Source organism: Cupriavidus laharis (assembly GCF_914271435.1).
In the GTDB taxonomy this organism is placed as follows: domain Bacteria; phylum Pseudomonadota; class Gammaproteobacteria; order Burkholderiales; family Burkholderiaceae; genus Cupriavidus; species Cupriavidus laharis.
Window position 1 is genome coordinate 739,277 of record NZ_CAJZAI010000001.1, and the last position, 16,616, is coordinate 755,892.

Here is a 16,616-nt window from a genome sequence, read left to right on the forward strand (position 1 = left end):
TTCCGGCCCTTGTCCCTGAACCTGTCTTTCGCCAAGATTCCCGATGTCCCTTCCCGTTACTGAACCGCGCGGCACGGCTACGCCGCTGGCGTCGGCGCCCGCAGAGAGTACGGCGCCGCCGGCACGGCCGCGACGGCCATCCTTTCTCGCACGTTTCGCGCGCAACCGCGTGGCGGCGGCAGCGCTGGCGCTATTGCTCGCGCTCATGCTGGTGGCCGTGTTTGCGGGCGTGATCAGCCCGCAGAACCCCTACGACCTGGCCACCGTGTCCGTCATCGACTCCGAGCTGCCGCCAGGCGCGGCCGGCTATGAGGGCCAGATGCGCTACTGGCTCGGCACCGACGGCGCCGGGCGCGACCTGGTGAGCGCCATCTTCTATGGCATCCGCATCAGCGTCGGCGTCGGCGTGATCAGTGCGGTGGTGGCGCTCATGCTGGGGACCGCCATCGGGCTGGTCGCGGCCTACTGCGGCGGCGCGGTCGATGCGGTGATCATGCGCATCGTGGACCTGCAGCTGAGCCTGCCGGCCATCCTTGTCGCGCTGATCTTGCTCGCGGTGCTGGGGCAGGGCGTGGACAAGACGCTGATGGCGCTGGTGATCGTGCAATGGGCCTATTTCGCGCGGACGGTCCGCGGGTCGGCGCAGGTGGAGCGGCGCAAGGACTATGTCGAAGCCGCGCTCGGCCAGGGGCTGCCCGCCTGGCGTGTGATGTTCCGGCACATCCTGCCCAACTGCATGGCGCCGCTGGTGGTCACCGCCACGCTGCAGATTGCGCACGCCATCACGCTGGAGGCGACCATGAGCTTCCTCGGCATCGGCCTGCCGCGCACGCAGCCGTCGCTGGGCATGCTGATCGCCAACGGCTTCGAGTACATGCTGTCGAACAAGTACTGGATCAGCATCTTCCCGGGCGTGGCCCTGGTGCTGCTGATCGGCACCATCAACCTGGTGGGCGACCGGCTGCGCCGCGTGCTCAACCCGCGCAACGAGGGCTGAGGAGATAACCATGGCACTGCTGGAAGTCAACGGCCTGACCACGCGCTTTGCACTGGAGCACGGCACGGTCACCGCGGTCGACAATGTTTCCTTCTCGCTCGATGCGGGCGAGATCCTCGGCATCGTGGGCGAGTCCGGTTCGGGCAAGTCGGTCACGGCGTTCTCGCTGATGAACCTGCTCGACCCGCCCGGCCGCGTGACCGGCGGCGAGGTCCGCTTCAAGGGGCAGGACCTGCGCGCGTGTACGCCGCGCCAGTGGCAGTCCCTGCGCGGCGACCGCATCGCGATGGTGTTCCAGGACCCGATGATGTCGCTCAACCCTGTCATGCGTATCGGTGCGCAGCTCATCGAGACGGTGCGCGTGCATTACCGCTGCTCACGCGCAGAAGCGCATGACCGTGCCGTCGAGGCGCTGAAGAAGGTGGGCATCCCCGCGCCGCAGGAGCGCATGCAGGCCTATCCGCATGAGCTGTCGGGCGGCATGCGCCAGCGCGTGGCCATTGCCAACGCGCTGATCAACCAGCCCGACCTGATCATCGCCGACGAGCCGACCACTGCGCTCGACGTGACCATCCAGGCGCAGATCCTGTTCGAGATGAAGCAGCTCGTGCGAGAAACCGGCGCGGCCGTGATCTGGATCAGCCATGACCTGGCCGTGGTCAAGGACCTGGTCGACCGCGTCTGCGTGATGTACGCCGGCCGCGTGGTCGAGCAGGGGCCGGTGGCGGACGTCATCCGCCAGCCGATGCATCCCTATACGCGCGGGCTGCTCGATTCATTGCCCGCGCACGACACGCGCGGGCGGACTTTGCGGGCCATTCCCGGTGCGGCGCCCGCGCTGGCTGCCCTGCCGCCGGGTTGCGCATTCGCGCCGCGCTGCGCGCGTGCCAGCGACCGTTGCGCGCAGGCGCCACTCGAAGTTTCCGTGCGCGGCCGGTCGCTGCGCTGCGTTCACCCACTGGAGGCGGCATGACTGTCCTGCTCGAAGCGCGCCATCTGCAGAAGCATTTTTCCCCGAAGCCAGGCCTGCTCAGCCGGGTGACCCGGCCACCGCGCGCACGCCAGGTCGTGCACGCCGTCAATGATGTTTCCCTGCAGGTCCACAAGGGCGAAGTCCTGGGCGTGGTAGGCGAGTCCGGCTGCGGCAAGTCCACGCTGGGGCGCATGCTGGCCGGCCTGCTCGCGCCCAGCGGCGGCGACGTGCTGTGGGAGGGCGAGCGTGCCGATACGGCCGCCGCTTCGTACCACCTCGCGGTGCAGATGGTGTTCCAGAATCCCTATGCGTCGCTCAATCCACGCCTGCGCATCGGCCAGGCGATCACGGAAGGTGCGCTGCATCACGGACTGATCGGGCGCGGCCAGGCCACCGCGTTCGCCCGCGAGATGCTGGCGATGGTCGGGCTCGATGCTTCCTATGCCGAGCGCTATCCGCACGAATTCTCCGGTGGCCAGCGCCAGCGCGTGGCGATCGCGCGGGCGCTCGCGCTGCAGCCGCGGCTGGTGGTCTGCGACGAGGCGGTGTCCGCGCTGGACGTCTCCGTGCAGGCACAGGTCATCAACCTGTTCATGGACCTGCGCCGGCAGCAGGACCTGACCTACGTCTTCATCAGCCACAACCTCGCGGTGGTGGAACACATGTCGGACCGCGTGGTCATCATGTACCTGGGCCGCATTGTCGAGATGGGTGATGCGCGCACGGTCTTTGCCGCGCCCAGCCATCCCTATACGCGCGCGTTGCTGGCCGATGCGCCGCGGCTGGATGGCAGCTCCGCCAGCCACCAGCCGATCCAGGGCGAACTGCCAAGCCCGCTCGCGCCGCCGTCCGGCTGCGCGTTCCATCCGCGCTGCCCGCACGCGAGCGCACGGTGCGCGGCCGAGGTGCCGCTGTTGCGCGATATCGGTGGCGGCCGCCTGTCGGCGTGCCACCTCAATGAACCAGGCCAGATGAAGGCGGCCTGATCGCGCGCCGCTCAGGCGGCGCATTTCCACGGGGTTACCGCATGGCATCCGTTCCGGTTGAGGGCGCGGAGGGCGGCGCTCGCGCGCTTGAAGCGCGGACGCATGGCGGCAGGGTCAATTCGGAAAGAGGAGAAGGAGAACAGCATGAAGGCAAGCAGTCTCATCGGGCGAGCGTGCATGGGCGGCGCGCTGCTGGCGGCATCCGCCGGCGCGCAGGCCGCCTTGACGCTCTATGGCCGCATCGATACCGATATCGAATACCAGCGCGGTCCGCGCGGCAATGCCGCGCAGATGGTGGACAACGCGTCGCGCTGGGGCATGCGCGGCAACGAACCGCTTGGCGGCAGCCTGCAGGCAGTGTTCGGGCTGGAGCAGGGGTTCCAGGCCGACAGCGGCACCGCCACCAACCCGCAGTTCCGCAATGCCTACGTTGGCCTGACGGGTGTTTTTGGCGCGTTCACGATGGGCCGGCTGGATTCCGCCTCGCCGGCGGGTTCGCCGATCTATTCGCAGATCACCCAGAATGTCGACTTCGTTATCCACGACGCCGGCGCGACCGCCATCGGCACGAAGGTGCTCAACGCGCGCAACCGCGTGTCAAATGCACTGGCTTACAAGACGCCGGACTTCGGTGGCTTCTCGCTGCGCGCCCGCATCAACCTGGCCGGTCCTGACCCCGCCACGCCCAATGCCACCTCGCCGGTGAAGTCCGAGGACGATTTCCGTCAGTACGACACCGGGCTCAACTATGCCTCCGGCAACTTCTCGGCGGGTCTCGGCTACTCGCGCGATGCCAAGACGGGCGGGCTCGCCGCGAACGATTTCCGCGACAAGATACAGGCCACGGCAGCCTATGACTTCAAGGTTGTCAACGTATATGGCGTCTACGGACGTGACCGCTATAACGCTACGGCCAGCACGCGCAGCGACGTGCACTACTGGCTGGCCGGCTTCACGGTCCCGTATGGCGCGCACAGCCTGACCGTCAATTACATGGAGCGCGACGTCCAGAACAGCTCCAGCGGCAAGCTGCGCAAGGCGCAGGCCGGCTACGGCTATCGCTTGAGCAAGCGCACCTTGCCCTACGTCTTCTTCGACTACGAAGACGGCAACAACCGAAAGCCCGGCGATACCGTGGTCACCTACGGCATCGGCATCCAGCACAAGTTCTGACTGGCCGCGCGCCGCGCCCCCACTTCGTATCCGTCTGTCCGTTCAATGTCTCATCCCTACACCCTGATCGAACCTGCCGTCGCTGCCTTGCCGTTGGTGGTGGACTCTCCCCACAGCGGCCTCCATCACGACGAGATCCTGCCGATGTCGGCCACGCCGGACGAATTGCTGGCCGGCTGGGACGCCTATGTCGATGAACTCTTCGGCCATGCGCCCCAGGTGGGCGGCACGCTGCTGCATGCGCGCTTTCCGCGCTGGCTGGTGGATGCCAACCGTGCGCGCGACGACCTGGACCCCGATCTGCTGGAAGGGCAGATGCCATATCCGCTGCACCCCAGCGACAAGGCGCGGCGCGGCATGGGGGTACTGCGCCGGCTGGCGCTGCCGGGCGTCCCGGTCTATGCGTGCAAGCTGCCGGCGATGTTCGCCGAGCAGCTGCTGCAGCGGTATTACGATCCCTACCACGCGGCGATCGCCGGCCTGATCGACGCGCAGCACGCGCGCTTCGGCGCGGTCTGGCATATCGACTGCCATTCGATGAAGTCGCGCGGCAATGCGATGAACATCGACAACGGCGCCGAGCGGCCGGACTTCGTGGTGAGCAACCGGGACGGCGAGACCTGCTCAGCGGAGTTTGTCGAGGTAGTGGCAAGTTGCCTGCGCGGGCTCGGCTACAAGGTATCGGTCAACTGGCCCTACAAGGGCGCCGAGCTGATCCGCGCCTACTCGGACCCGGCGCGCGGCCGGCACAGCTTGCAGGTCGAGGTCAACCGTGCGCTCTATCTGGACGAGGCACGCTTTGCCCGCCACGCAGGGTTTGCGACGCTGCGCGGGCACCTCGATCAGATGCTGGAAGCCGTGGCGGCGTACGTGCGCAGCGAGGTGGCGGCGCTCAGATGACCTTGCCGGGGTTCATCAGCCCCTGCGGGTCCAGTGCCTGCTTGATCGCACGCATCATGGCCAGTTCCACCTCGCTCTTGTAGAGGCGGTTCTCCTCGCGCTTGAGCTGGCCCAGGCCATGTTCGGCGGAGATCGAGCCACCGTGCGAATGCACGCTGTCATGGACGATGCGGTTGACGGCATCCTGGTTGCCCAGGAACGCATCGTGGTCCACACCGGGCGGCGGCGACACGTTGTAGTGCAGGTTGCCGTCGCCGAGGTGGCCGAAGGTCACCATGCGCGCGCCAGGGAACGACACCTGCAGCAGCGCGTCCGTCGTCTCGATGAAATCGGCCACGCGCGACACGGGCACGGCAATGTCGTGCTTGATGTTCTTGCCTTCCTCGACCTGCGCCAGCGGAATGTGCTCGCGCAGGTTCCAGAAATCGCGCGACTGCTGCACGGATTCCGCCACTGCGGCGTCGATGGCCACGCCGGCATCGAAGGCGACCTGCATCAGCTTCTCGAAGATGGCACGCGCATGTTCCTCGCCTTCGCTGTCCGAAAGCTCCATCAGCACAAGCTGCGGGTGCACGTCGGCAAACGGGTAGCGCAACTGCGGAAAATGCGTAGTGACGAGCCGCATGCTTAGCGCCGACATCAGCTCGAAGCCGGTCAGCATGGCTGCGGCGTGCGACTGGGCGATGGCCAGCAGCGCGAGCGCCGCACGCGGGCTTGCCACGGCCGCCAGCGCGGTGACGCTCGCGCGCGGCAGCGGGAACAGCTTCATGACGGCGGCCGTGATGACGCCGAGCGTGCCTTCCGCGCCGATAAACAGGTCACGCAGGTCGTAGCCCGTGTTGTCCTTGCGCAGTCCGCGCAGACCATGCCAGATCTCGCCTTTCGGCGTCACCACCTCCAGCCCCAGGCACAGCTCGCGCGTATTGCCATAGCGCAGCACCGCGGTGCCGCCCGCGTTGGTGGACAGGTTGCCGCCGATGGTGCAACTGCCCTCGGCTGCCAGGCTCAGCGGAAAGAGCCTGCCGTGTTCGTGCGCCACGTCCTGCAGGTGCTGGAGCACGACGCCGGCTTCGACGGTGACCGTGTTGTTGAGCGGGTCCACTTGCCGCACGCGGTTCAGGCGCTGCAGCGAAATCACCACGGAATCCGTCGTGCCCGGCGTGGCGCCGCCGCACAGGCTGGTATTGCCGCCCTGGGGCACCACGGCGATCTTGTGGGCATGGCACGCGTGGACGGCTGCGGCAACTTCCTCGGTATTGCCGGGACGCAGCACGGCGATGGCGTCGCCGCTGTAGCGCTTGCGCCAGTCCGTCAGGTAGGGCGCCTTGTCGGCAGTATCGGTCAGCACGTGCTGGGGGCCCAGCGCCGCGCGGCAGAGGTCGAGGAAGGAGTCGTGGTGCGAAGCAGGCATGTCGTGTCCTGGAATGCGGCTACTTGCCGGCGCGTTTGCCGGTGGCCGGCTTCATGGCCCTGGCGCGGCGCTTGTACGGGCGCAGGTAAAAAATGGTGCTGAAGAAGTACAGCAGGGTCAGCGCGACCTCGATCCAGGCCAGCGTCGAAGACGGGGCGCGGTCACTGGTGGCGCGCACGATCCCTTCGGTAAAGAACAGCAGGATCAGCATGGATGACCACTGCATGGTGTAGCGGTTGCGCGTCAGCACGCCACGCAGCGGCAGCAGCAGGGGCAGGAACTTGATGACCAGCCACGACCCGCCGGGCCGCAGCGGTGCCAGGAACCATTCCCAGGCAATGCACAGCACCATCAGCGCGACCAGGCTGCCAACGCTCAGTCGGTAGAGCGCCGCGTTGTGCAGGGCGCTGTCGCTGTCGGCTGGCGCGGCGGTCATGCGCGGGCTCCCGCCAGGCGCAACGCGGTCTCGGCCAGCCGCTTGCCCATCGCCAGGGCCAGGGCGGCCTCTTCATCGGTGACCGGGCCGCGGTTGTCGCCGTGCGCGTGGTGGCTGGGGCCGTAAGGGGTGCCGCCGGCGGTGGTGGTCATCAGCGCCTTCTCGGCATAGGGCAGGCCCAGGATCAGCATGCCGTGGTGGAGCAGCGGCAGCGTCATCGACAACAACGTGGTTTCCTGGCCACCGTGCAGGCTGCCGGTAGCCGTGAACACGCAGGCTGGCTTGCCGGTCAGCGCGCCTGACAGCCACTGGGCCACCGTGCCATCGAGGAAATACTTCATCGGCGCGGCCATATTGCCGAAGCGCGTGGGGCTGCCCAGCGCCAGGCCGGCGCATTCCTCCAGGTCGCGCAACTCGACATAGGGCGGGCCGTCGGCCGGGATATCCGGCGCGGTGGCCTCGCATACCGTGGAGACCGGCGGCACGGTGCGCAGGCGCGCCTGGACGCCGTGGACGCTGTCGATGCCGGTGGCGATGAGTTCTGCCAGCTTGCGGGTGCCGCCGTGGCGGCTGTAGTACAGGACGAGGATGTCGGTCATGGGGCGGGATGGCGGGCCGTGCCGGAGTCGGTCGGCATGCAGGCCGGAACAATCGGGCCGGAACAATCCGCGTATTATAGTTGTGCCCCCGCCACGCCAGCGGGACACGTCCGATCCCCACACCGCCACACAGGAGCCTGCTGCCGCATGTATGGAACCCGCGTCGCCCGCCTGCGCAGGGAATGGAATCTGCAGAAGCTGCGCGCGCTGGCGCGCTATGCGCTGCGCCGCGCGGGCGAAGACCGCCTGCCCCAGGTCGCTGCCAGCCTGACCTTCACTACCTTCCTGTCGGTGGTGCCGGTGCTGACGGTGGCGTTCGCGCTGCTGGCCGCATTCCCGGTGTTCCGGGAGTTCCGCGCGGACATCGAGACCTTCCTGTTCCAGAACCTGATTCCCGGCAACGTCAGCGAATCGATCTCTCGCTACCTCGGCCAGTTTTCCAAGAGCGCGCGAGGGCTGACGGCGATGGGCCTGGGCGGGCTGATGCTGACGTCGGTACTGACCATGCTGACGGTCGAAGACGCGCTCAATGCCATCTGGCGTGTCAAGCAGCGCCGGCCGCTGGCGCAGCGCGTGCTGGTGTTCTGGGCCGTGCTGACCTTCGGCCCGGTGCTGATCGGCGCCAGTCTCTCGATCAGTTCCTACCTGATCTCGGTCTCGGCCGGCTATGTCGGCAATATGCCGATCGGCTTGGGGCTGCTCGTGAGCGCGACACCGGTCGTGCTGTCGGCGCTGGCGTTCGCGTTTCTCTACACCGCAGTCCCGAACGTGTATGTCGAGTGGCGCGATGCGATTGCCGCGGGCCTCGTGGCGGCTATCGCGTTCGAATTCGCCAAGCGCGGCTTCGGCTATTTCATCACGCATATTCCGACCTACACGGCGGTCTATGGGACTTTCGCGGCCTTGCCACTCTTCCTGCTGTGGATCTACCTGAGCTGGCTTGTGACGCTACTGGGTGCCACGATCGCGGCCAACCTGCCGGTAGTGCGGCAGGGGCACTGGCGCCGCCGCACCTTTGCCGGCAGCGAGTTCTTCGATGCGCTGGGCGTGCTGCTGCTGCTGTACAAGGCGCGCGACGAGGTGCCGCGCAGCGTGGGCGAACTGGACCTGGGCCGCAAGCTGCGCGTGGAAGCCGACTACCTCGCCGTGCTGCTCGGCAAGCTCAAGGCCATGCACCTGATCGGCAAGCTGCAGCAGGAGCGCGGGCAGGCGCACTGGGCGCTGCTGTGTGATCCGTCGCAGGTGACGCTGCGGATGCTGTATGACCGGCTGGTGCTGAACCTGCCGCGCTTGCCGCGCACGGCGCTGGCGCAGCAGCTGCAAGGTGCCGAGTCGCTGAAATCGATCCTGGTCAATCCGCAGCTGGATCTGCCGCTGGAGGTGGTGTTCAGGGAGCCGGGTGGGGGGGAGTTGTTGGTGGGGGAGGGTGAATCTGAGGGGCTGCGCCCGGCGTTGGAGATGGTGCCGGGTGGGGGGGCGTAGCCGGCGAAACAGCCCCGCATGCCAAGTACGACGACAGGCCCCGAATCACCAGCACCCAAAGAAAAAACGCCCTCCACAGGGGGAGGGCGCTTCCAAACCACCAAATATCAACTCAAAAACCTCTTCAGGGCTGAATATTAAACGCCTTAACAATCTGCCCATTCCTCTCATACTCCGCCCGCAGCGCCTGGCTAAGCTGAGGCAGGGTTTGAGCCGGCATCGGCTCATAGCCAAGCGATTCCATCCGGTCATGCAACTTGGGCGTTGCAGCGGCCTTGTAGGCCGCAGCCTGGATCTTCTGCGCTAGTTCAACAGGCACCTGCGCGGAGGTGATCACGCCGATCCAGTTGCTGAAGTCGACATCCGCATACCCCAGTTCCGCAAAGGTCGGCACCTGCGGCAGCAGCGGCGAACGGCTCTTGGAAGCAACAGCGAACGCCTGCACCTTGCCCGCCTTGATCATCGGCAACGAGGTCACCATGCCGTCGTACATGACCGCGATCTGCCCGCCCATGACCTGGGCAAGCGCTGGCCCTGAGCCGGCGAACGGCACGTGCTGCAGGTCCATTCCGGCCTTCTGGTTCATGATCATGCCCGCGTAGTGCGACGCCGTACCCGCGCTGTAGGATGCGAAGCTCAGCTTGCCGGGGTTGGCCTTGACGTAGCTGACGAGGGACGGCAGATCCTTGGCGGGCAGTGTCGGCGCACCGACCAGCACCATGCGCGACCGCGCCACGGCGGCTACGGGACGGGTGTCCTTCATGGTGTCGTGTGACGTCTTCAGTACGTGCGGCACTTCAGTCAGGACATTGGTGGCTGTCACCATGATGGTCTGTCCGTCCGCCGGTGCGGCCAGCAGCGTGCTGATGGCGATGCCGCCACCGGCCCCCGGCTTGTTGTCGACGATGACAGGCTGCCCGAGATCGGCGGAAAGCTGGTCCGCCAGCAGGCGGGCCATGACGTCCATGGTGCCGCCGGCAGGGGCCGGTACCAGCATGCGCACGGGCTTGCTGGTCCACGCCATGGCCGCGGGCATGGCCAGGGCCATGACGGTGGCGAGCGCCACATGGCGCATGCGAAGCAGGGCGGGGCGTTGTTTCATGTTGTGTTGTCTCCGTTATGAGTATGTGATACGCGACGGCGCCCGTGCCCGCCGCCTGAGGGGACGGGCACAGGGTACTGCGGGGTCGGTCGAGGCAGGACGGACTTCGTCCCGTTCGGGAGGCAGGGGTTCAGGCGGCAGTTCGCGTGGCGATCTGCTTGGCCCGCGCCAGCGCACGCTGCATGGCTTCCAGCAGCGCGGCAGGCGGCCGCGACCCCGACACGCTGTGCGTGCCGTTGAATACGAAGTGCGGCACGCCAAGCCCGGTGCGCGGCGGCAAATCGTCGGGGCCATTCAGTGGCGGCAGCCAGTCCAGGTCGTGCCGCACGGGTGTGCCGGAAGCTCCGGGCATGTCAACGCCGCACTCGGCCAGCGCATCGCTCAGTACCTGCCCGTCGCCAATGTTCTGGGCGCGGATGAAGTAGCGCGTGAACAGGTTGTCGATGAGCGCCGCGGTGGCCTCTGCGCCCGATTGCCGGCGGACGAAGCGCACCAGCCGATGCGCCAGCAGCGTATTGGGGAAGGTTTCGATGCGGTCCAGCGCCAGGGTAAGGCCGGCTTCGCGCGCCGCATGGCATACCTGTGCCTGGCGCACGGCTACGGCCTGCGGGCTGCCCAGCCGCGCTACGTAGAAGTCGCGATAGGGAATGCCATCGGGTGGCGTGGCGGGAATGAGCGGGTAGGAGCGCCATTCCACGTGTACGGTAACGTCCGGGCGCTCGCGTGCGAGCAGGCCCAGGGCGGTTTCAAGATGCCGTTTGCCGATCAGGCACCACGGACAGATCAGGTCGAAATACGCTTCGACCGACAGGATGTTGGTTGGAGTCATGGATGCTGCGGAAAGGCGCCGCGGAAATGTGCGCGACGCGGTCAGGCGCGTGGCGCCGGCACGCTGCGATTCGGGCGGCGCGCCGGCAGCGACGCCATCACCTCGGCGCGCTGGTCATCGGTCATCTGTTCCCAGCGGCCGATCTCCACGAGGGTCCTGCCGCAACCCTGGCAATACTTGCCCGCCTGGTCCATGCGGCAGATGTTGATGCAGGGATTCGCGACGGAAATGGACGGGTTCATGGCTTTGTTCGCGTGCGATGGGGCGGGGGCTGCATGCCGGCCGGCACGGGGCATCACGCCCCGGCCGGCTAGCGGCACATCAGGCTGCCTTGCGCAGCGGCAGGTTCTTCTGGCCGACCTTGCGGTTGGGCGCCATGCCGTGAGCTTCCAGCGTCTCGTCAGCGCTGTCGTACCAGGTGCCGATGCGATAGATCTCGCGGGCTTCCTTGCCCGAGGCGATCTCGCGGCCCAGTTCCTTCGCCACGCGCACGCACTGCTCGATCTGCTGCACCGAGGTCATGCGGTTGCCGTGCTGGTCGATGATGGTGTCCTCGATGCCGCAGCGCGGGTGCAGGCCCATGGCCATCGCCATCATGTTGAACGGCAGCACGTTCTTCAGCAGCGACTCGGCGGTCAGCGTGCAGCCGTCCGGCGCGCGATGCACGAAGTTGAAGAAGTTGAACGGGTTGGGGCCGTCGAAGCCGCCGCCGATGCCGATCCAGGTCAGGTTCAGCGGCCCCTTGTACAGGCCCGCGCGCACCATGCGCTCCAGCGTTTCCAGCGCATGGATGCCGGTGAGCTGGAAGTGCGGCTGGATGCCGGCGTTGCTGAGGCGGCGCAGATGCTCTTCAACCCAGCCCGGGCCGGCCGGTACCGTCATCTCGCGGTAGGCCTCGACGTAGGCGGGATGGGACAGCGACGTACCCTCGAGGTATTCGGGGTACAGCAGCTCCATGATGTTCATCTGCGTGGTGTTGATAGCCACCGTCACCTGGTCCGGCTTCGGGTCGAGGTCGGCCAGCATGTGGCGCGTGTCGTCCGACAGCCACTTGGCGGCCTGGCCGTCATCTTCCGGCGCGAACGAGATCGAGCCGCCGACCTGGATGATCATGTCCGGCACAGCGGCGCGCACGCCGGCGATCAGTTCGTTGAACTTGGACAGGCGCTTGGAGCCCTTGCCGTCGAGTTCGCGCACGTGCAGGTGCAGCACGGTGGCACCGGCGTTGTAGCAATCCACGGCCTTCTGTACCTGTTCTTCCATGGTCACCGGGATGTCTTCCGGAAAGTCCTGCGGCATCCACTCCGGGCCGTACGGGGCCACGGTGATGACCACTTTGTCCTGGTTCTCGGGGTGCAGGGAATCGTCGAGGAATTGCATTGCGTTGCTCCTGAATGTGCGTGGCTGCCGGCTCTGTATGTGCTGCCGTTTTGCCTTGTCCTGGGAACTGCTGTTCCGGTGCCCGAAGTATCGGTGAATGGTGCAGAGCAATTTGACGATCCGGGACGATCGATTTACATTTCGGGACAGTCAGGGAAAACACGATGTCCTACTACCTTCGCAGTGCCAGCCTTACCAACTATGTGGAAGTGGCCCGCTCCGTGGGCCTGGATCCGCATCAGCAATTGCGCGCGGCAAAGATCAGCCGCGACGTGCTGCTGGACCCCGATATCCGCATTCCGGCGAAAAAGGTCGGCCGCCTGCTGGACGATTCCGCGCGCGCCGCGCAGGTGGACGATATCGGCCTGCGCATGGCGGAACTGCGCCAGTTCTCCAACCTCGGCCCGCTGGCCTTCGTCGTGCGCGAGCAGCCGACGCTGCGGCGGGCGCTGGAGTCGATGGTGCGCTACATGGGCCTGCAGAATGAAGCGCTCGCGATGCGCATGGAAGAGTCCGAGGGCTTGCTGATGATTCGCCTGCATATCCTCAACGACGAGCCGGGCACGCTGCGCCAGGCCACCGATCTCGCGGTCGGCGTGATCTATCGCATGCTGAGCGTGTTCCTGGGAGCTTCGTGGCGGCCGCGCAGCATCTGCTTCACGCATGCGGCGCCCGCCAGCCAGGCTACCTTCCTGCGCGTGTTCGGCATGCCCTGCCTGTTCAACCAGGACTTCGATGGCATCGTCTGTGTCGCCGCCGATCTCGAAGCGCCACTGCCTTCCTATGATCCGGTCATGGCGCAGCAGGTAAAGCGCTACCTCGGCACGTTGCTGGCCCAGGCAAACACCACGATGCCTGACAAGGTGCGCGAGCTTGTCCATGTGCTGCTGCCATCCGGCATGTGCTCGGTCGACCGCGTGGCGCAGCACCTCGGCGTGGACCGCCGCACGGTGCACCGGCGGCTGGCGCAGGAGAACACGACCTATTCGGGCATCGTCAATGAAGCCCGTGCGAGCCTGGTGGTGCGCTATATCGACAACCGCGAGCGGCCATTGTCCGAAGTCGCCACGTTGCTCGGCTTTTCGTCGCTGAGCGCGTTTTCGCGCTGGTTTGGCGGCCAATTTGGCTGCAGTGTGTCGAGATGGCGCATGCAGCAGGATGGCCAGGCAGGGAGCATCACGTAGCCGACCGATTCTCACCATGCGGCGGCTGTGACAGAATGCGCCAGCCTTCACCACATTCCCATTGCACGCATTGCCAACAAGCCGCGTGAACGACTTTTCAGCCACCGTCCCTATCTCCGTCGTCAACGGCTTCCTGTCCGGTGCCGATCCCGCGGCCATGGCACGGCTGGCGGAGTGCTCCGGCATTGCGCCGGAATTGCTGGCCGAACCGGCGGCGCGGGTCACGCAGGAGCAGTTCTCGACGCTATACCGCCTGCTCGCGAAGGAGCTGGACGACGAAATGCCGGGCATCTTCAGCCGGCCATTGCGCAATGGCACGCTCAAATACCTCTGCCTGAGCCTGCTCGATGCGCCAAGGCTGGAAGTCGCGCTGCGTCGCTTCGGGCAGTTCTTCCACCTGATCCTTGACGACTTCCGAATGGAGTCCCGGCGCGAGGATTCGAGCGGCATCGTCGAGCTCGTGGACAACCCGGCCGGCCCCGCCGCGAGCATGCTGGGGCGCGAGCTGATGCTCAAGCTCGTGCATGGCGTGGCGTCGTGGCTGATCCGCCAGCGCATACCGTTGCAGGCGGTCGAGTTGCCCGATACGCGGCCGGCGCTCGCCAGCGACCATCTCTACCTGTTTCCGGGCCCGGTGCATTTCGACCGCCAGCACACACGGCTGGTCTTCGATGCCGCCTATCTTGACCTGCCAATCCGGCAGCGCAAGCCCGATCTCGAGAAGTTCCTGGCGCGCGCGCCGGAGGACTGGATCTTCGTCTCGTTCGCCGAGGAGATGACCTGCCACCGCGTTCGCCAACACGTGGCGGACTGCCTGCCGGCATCGCCAACCATCGATGCGGTGGCACAGGCGCTGCACCAATCGGTGCGCACGCTGTGCCGGCGGTTGTCGGCGGAAGGCACCACCTTCCAGGCCATCAAGGACGAGGTGCGGCGCGACATCGCGATCCGGCGTCTCACGCGCTCCGAAGACCCCATCGCGGCCATTGCCTTCGATGTGGGCTTCGACAACCCCACTGCCTTTCACCGGGCCTTCCGCCACTGGACTGGCAGCACGCCAAACGCCTACCGGCGCGCGCTGTGAGCGCGTGCGGCGGCTGGCAAGGCTGGCCGACGACTGACAAATCCTGCCACATCGGGCGCCTCTGACGCCGCACTCCCCGTGCGCCGGCCGCAGCATTGTGCAATGCGGCAAGATTTGTCATTCAAAGGGCGGGTTTGGGTAATTGCTTTCGCGTGGATGTCCCTTACGATCAGGGCCATCAATGATGTCGCAGCGCCGCAGGGCATGGAGCCGGAGCCGACGCTGCATCGCCGCGAGAGGAACGAGATGAGCTATACTGCGCCCACCAAGGACATGCTGTTCGCCATGCGCGAACTGGCCGGACTGACAAAGATTGCCACGCTGCCGGGCTACGAAGATGCCACGCCGGAGACGGTCGAGGCAGTGCTCGAGGAGGCCGCGAAGTTCCACGGCGAGGTGCTGGCGCCGCTGAACGCCGCCGGCGATCGGCAGCCGAGCAGCTGGCACGACGGCGAAGTGACGACGACCGCGGGCTTCCGCGAGGCGTTCCGCCAGTTCGGCGAAGGCGGCTGGCAGGGCATCGTGCATCCGGCCGAATTCGGCGGCCAGGGCCTGCCCAAGCTGGTGGCGACGCCGTGCATCGAGATGATGAACGCGGCCAACATGTCGTTCGCGCTGTGCCCGCTGCTGACCGATGGCGCCATCGAAGCGCTGCTCACGGCCGGCTCGGACGAACTCAAGCAACGCTACCTGCCGCGCCTGATCGCCGGCGAGTGGACCGGCACCATGAACCTGACCGAGCCGCAGGCCGGCTCCGACCTGGCACTGGTGCGCAGCCGCGCGGAACGCCAGGCCGATGGCAGCTACAAGGTGTCCGGCACCAAGATCTTCATCACCTACGGCGAGCACGACATGGCGGACAACATCGTCCACCTGGTGCTGGCGCGTACGCCGGACGCGCCCGAAGGCGTGAAGGGTATCTCGCTGTTCCTCGTACCGAAGTTCCTCGTCAATGACGACGGTTCGCTCGGCGCGCGCAACGACGTGCAGTGCGTGTCGATCGAGCACAAGCTCGGCATCAAGGCGAGCCCGACCGCGGTGCTGCAGTTTGGCGACAACGGCGGTGCCGTCGGCTACCTGATCGGCGAGGAGAACCGCGGCCTCGAATACATGTTCGTGATGATGAACGCCGCGCGCTTCGGCGTGGGCGTGCAGGGCATCGCCATCTCCGACCGGGCCTACCAGCAGGCCGTGGCCTATGCGAAAGAGCGCGTGCAGAGCCGCCCTGTCGATGGCTCCGCCGCGGAATCGGTGGCGATCATCCGCCATCCCGACGTACGCCGCATGCTGACCGAAATGCGTGCGCTCACCGAAGGCGCGCGTGCGCTGGCTCTGGTGGCAGCGGGCTACTCCGACCTCGCGCACCAGTCGCCGGACGCGGAAACGCGTGCCCGCTTTGGCGCGGCCTATGAATACCTGGTGCCCGTCATCAAGGGCTGGAGCACCGAGATGTCGCTGGAAGTGACCAGCCTTGGCGTGCAGGTCCATGGCGGCATGGGCTTTATCGAGGAGACCGGCGCGGCGCAGCACTACCGCGATGCGCGCATCCTGCCGATCTACGAAGGCACCACGGCGATCCAGGCCAATGACCTGATCGGCCGCAAGACCGTGCGCGATGGCGGCGCGGCGGCGCGCGGCATCCTGGCGGAGATCGACAAGACGCTGGAGGCGCTGAAGGAATACGCAGACGGCTGCCGCAATGGGGCATGCAGCGCCATGCTGATGCGCCTTGGCGTTGCGCGGCTGGCCCTGGGCAATGCGGTCGACCACGTGGTGGAGAAGACCCGCAAGGACCCGAACGCCGTGTTCGGTTCGAGCGTTGCTTATCTGAAGCTGACCGGCATCGTGCTGACGGGCTGGCAGATGGCGCGCGCGCTGATCGTGGCAACGCAGAAGCGGGCCGAGGACGAGGCCTTCTACGGCGCCAAGATCGCGACCGCTGAGTACTTCGCCAACCATATCCTGCCGCGCGCCTCCGCGTTCGAAGCGGCAGTGATCAGCACCACGGGCCAGGACGGTTTCCTGGCGCTGGACGAAGCCTGCTTCTGACGCGGCGGCTCGGAATACAAGTTCAGGAAGG

At 66.6% G+C, this 16,616-nt stretch carries 16 protein-coding genes; 9 read left to right on the forward strand and 7 right to left on the reverse strand.

Annotated features, from left to right (window positions below; translation table 11 throughout):
* Positions 1-43: 43 nt before the first annotated feature.
* The 5 genes from LDO29_RS03410 (at position 44) to LDO29_RS03430 (ending at position 5,029) form a co-directional block, all read left to right on the forward strand.
* On the forward strand, positions 44-997 hold the full coding sequence (locus LDO29_RS03410) for an ABC transporter permease (RefSeq protein WP_224078373.1): 954 nt from the start codon (positions 44-46) through the stop codon (positions 995-997).
* 10 nt (positions 998-1,007) lie between these two features.
* Positions 1,008-1,970: an ABC transporter ATP-binding protein gene (locus tag LDO29_RS03415; RefSeq protein ID WP_224078374.1), complete on the forward strand. Its 963-nt coding sequence runs from the start codon at positions 1,008-1,010 to the stop codon at positions 1,968-1,970.
* Positions 1,967-2,956: an ABC transporter ATP-binding protein gene (locus tag LDO29_RS03420; protein WP_224078375.1), complete on the forward strand. Its 990-nt coding sequence runs from the start codon at positions 1,967-1,969 to the stop codon at positions 2,954-2,956. The genes LDO29_RS03415 and LDO29_RS03420 overlap by 4 nt, the downstream gene beginning before the upstream one ends.
* Before the next feature lie 144 nt (positions 2,957-3,100).
* Entirely contained in the window at positions 3,101-4,129 is a 1,029-nt protein-coding gene (locus LDO29_RS03425; protein WP_224078376.1) for a porin, read from the forward strand.
* Between the two features lie 45 nt (positions 4,130-4,174).
* Entirely contained in the window at positions 4,175-5,029 is an 855-nt protein-coding gene (locus LDO29_RS03430; protein WP_224078377.1) for an N-formylglutamate amidohydrolase, read from the forward strand.
* On the opposite strand, the gene LDO29_RS03435 is transcribed toward LDO29_RS03430, so the two are convergent.
* Genes LDO29_RS03435 through wrbA form a run of 3 tightly spaced genes read right to left on the reverse strand, consistent with a single transcriptional unit; the run spans position 5,022 to position 7,475 of the window.
* Positions 5,022-6,440, reverse strand: coding sequence for an FAD-binding oxidoreductase (locus tag LDO29_RS03435; RefSeq protein WP_224078378.1), 1,419 nt, complete (start codon positions 6,438-6,440; stop codon positions 5,022-5,024). The two genes, LDO29_RS03430 and LDO29_RS03435, sit on opposite strands and share 8 nt — an antisense overlap.
* A 19-nt stretch (positions 6,441-6,459) precedes the next feature.
* On the reverse strand, positions 6,460-6,876 hold the full coding sequence (locus tag LDO29_RS03440; RefSeq protein WP_224078379.1) for a DUF2069 domain-containing protein: 417 nt from the start codon (positions 6,874-6,876) through the stop codon (positions 6,460-6,462).
* Positions 6,873-7,475 (reverse strand): NAD(P)H:quinone oxidoreductase, encoded by a 603-nt coding sequence (wrbA, locus tag LDO29_RS03445; RefSeq protein ID WP_224078380.1) that lies wholly within the window; start codon positions 7,473-7,475, stop codon positions 6,873-6,875. Before wrbA ends, LDO29_RS03440 begins: the two co-directional genes overlap by 4 nt.
* Positions 7,476-7,622: 147 nt before the next feature.
* On the opposite strand from wrbA, the gene LDO29_RS03450 reads away from it, so the two are divergent.
* Positions 7,623-8,957 (forward strand): YihY family inner membrane protein, encoded by a 1,335-nt coding sequence (locus LDO29_RS03450; RefSeq protein WP_224078381.1) that lies wholly within the window; start codon positions 7,623-7,625, stop codon positions 8,955-8,957.
* 124 nt (positions 8,958-9,081) lie between these two features.
* Here LDO29_RS03450 and LDO29_RS03455 read toward each other — a convergent pair whose 3' ends face one another.
* The 4 genes from LDO29_RS03455 to LDO29_RS03470 form a co-directional block, all read right to left on the reverse strand.
* Positions 9,082-10,059, reverse strand: a complete 978-nt coding sequence (locus LDO29_RS03455) for a Bug family tripartite tricarboxylate transporter substrate binding protein (protein WP_224078382.1) — start codon at positions 10,057-10,059, stop codon at positions 9,082-9,084.
* 130 nt (positions 10,060-10,189) lie between these two features.
* Positions 10,190-10,888 (reverse strand): DsbA family oxidoreductase, encoded by a 699-nt coding sequence (locus LDO29_RS03460; protein WP_224078383.1) that lies wholly within the window; start codon positions 10,886-10,888, stop codon positions 10,190-10,192.
* A gap of 41 nt (positions 10,889-10,929) precedes the next feature.
* On the reverse strand, positions 10,930-11,130 hold the full coding sequence (locus LDO29_RS03465) for a DUF1289 domain-containing protein (RefSeq protein WP_224078384.1): 201 nt from the start codon (positions 11,128-11,130) through the stop codon (positions 10,930-10,932).
* Between the two features lie 79 nt (positions 11,131-11,209).
* Positions 11,210-12,268 carry a BKACE family enzyme gene (locus LDO29_RS03470; RefSeq protein WP_224078385.1) on the reverse strand — a complete coding sequence of 353 codons (1,059 nt, stop codon included), beginning with the start codon at positions 12,266-12,268 and terminating at the stop codon, positions 11,210-11,212.
* Positions 12,269-12,432: 164 nt separating this feature from the next.
* Between LDO29_RS03470 and LDO29_RS03475 the strand changes: the two genes are divergently transcribed.
* The 3 genes from LDO29_RS03475 (at position 12,433) to LDO29_RS03485 (ending at position 16,585) form a co-directional block, all read left to right on the forward strand.
* Complete coding sequence (locus tag LDO29_RS03475; protein ID WP_224078386.1) at positions 12,433-13,452, forward strand: AraC family transcriptional regulator; 1,020 nt, start codon at positions 12,433-12,435, stop codon at positions 13,450-13,452.
* A gap of 157 nt (positions 13,453-13,609) precedes the next feature.
* Positions 13,610-14,536, forward strand: coding sequence for an AraC family transcriptional regulator (locus LDO29_RS03480; protein WP_253074104.1), 927 nt, complete (start codon positions 13,610-13,612; stop codon positions 14,534-14,536).
* A gap of 246 nt (positions 14,537-14,782) precedes the next feature.
* The gene (locus tag LDO29_RS03485; RefSeq protein WP_224078454.1) at positions 14,783-16,585 is read left to right on the forward strand and encodes an acyl-CoA dehydrogenase; all 1,803 of its coding nucleotides are present in this window, start codon (positions 14,783-14,785) and stop codon (positions 16,583-16,585) included.
* Positions 16,586-16,616 lie beyond the last annotated feature (31 nt).

What these genes read in the sequence shown, in the direction of transcription:
- LDO29_RS03450 (WP_224078381.1), top strand. Translation starts at nt 7,623, where the DNA reads ATGTATGGAACCCGCGTCGCCCGCCTGCGCAGGGAATGGAATCTGCAG.
- LDO29_RS03425 (WP_224078376.1), top strand. Translation starts at nt 3,101, where the DNA reads ATGAAGGCAAGCAGTCTCATCGGGCGAGCGTGCATGGGCGGCGCGCTG.
- LDO29_RS03475 (WP_224078386.1), top strand. Translation starts at nt 12,433, where the DNA reads ATGTCCTACTACCTTCGCAGTGCCAGCCTTACCAACTATGTGGAAGTG.
- LDO29_RS03480 (WP_253074104.1), top strand. Translation starts at nt 13,610, where the DNA reads ATGGCACGGCTGGCGGAGTGCTCCGGCATTGCGCCGGAATTGCTGGCC.
- LDO29_RS03455 (WP_224078382.1), bottom strand. Translation starts at nt 10,059, where the DNA reads ATGAAACAACGCCCCGCCCTGCTTCGCATGCGCCATGTGGCGCTCGCC.
- LDO29_RS03470 (WP_224078385.1), bottom strand. Translation starts at nt 12,268, where the DNA reads ATGCAATTCCTCGACGATTCCCTGCACCCCGAGAACCAGGACAAAGTG.
- LDO29_RS03415 (WP_224078374.1), top strand. Translation starts at nt 1,008, where the DNA reads ATGGCACTGCTGGAAGTCAACGGCCTGACCACGCGCTTTGCACTGGAG.
- LDO29_RS03420 (WP_224078375.1), top strand. Translation starts at nt 1,967, where the DNA reads ATGACTGTCCTGCTCGAAGCGCGCCATCTGCAGAAGCATTTTTCCCCG.
- LDO29_RS03485 (WP_224078454.1), top strand. Translation starts at nt 14,783, where the DNA reads ATGAGCTATACTGCGCCCACCAAGGACATGCTGTTCGCCATGCGCGAA.
- LDO29_RS03410 (WP_224078373.1), top strand. Translation starts at nt 44, where the DNA reads ATGTCCCTTCCCGTTACTGAACCGCGCGGCACGGCTACGCCGCTGGCG.
- LDO29_RS03440 (WP_224078379.1), bottom strand. Translation starts at nt 6,876, where the DNA reads ATGACCGCCGCGCCAGCCGACAGCGACAGCGCCCTGCACAACGCGGCG.
- wrbA (WP_224078380.1), bottom strand. Translation starts at nt 7,475, where the DNA reads ATGACCGACATCCTCGTCCTGTACTACAGCCGCCACGGCGGCACCCGC.
- LDO29_RS03460 (WP_224078383.1), bottom strand. Translation starts at nt 10,888, where the DNA reads ATGACTCCAACCAACATCCTGTCGGTCGAAGCGTATTTCGACCTGATC.
- LDO29_RS03465 (WP_224078384.1), bottom strand. Translation starts at nt 11,130, where the DNA reads ATGAACCCGTCCATTTCCGTCGCGAATCCCTGCATCAACATCTGCCGC.
- LDO29_RS03430 (WP_224078377.1), top strand. Translation starts at nt 4,175, where the DNA reads ATGTCTCATCCCTACACCCTGATCGAACCTGCCGTCGCTGCCTTGCCG.
- LDO29_RS03435 (WP_224078378.1), bottom strand. Translation starts at nt 6,440, where the DNA reads ATGCCTGCTTCGCACCACGACTCCTTCCTCGACCTCTGCCGCGCGGCG.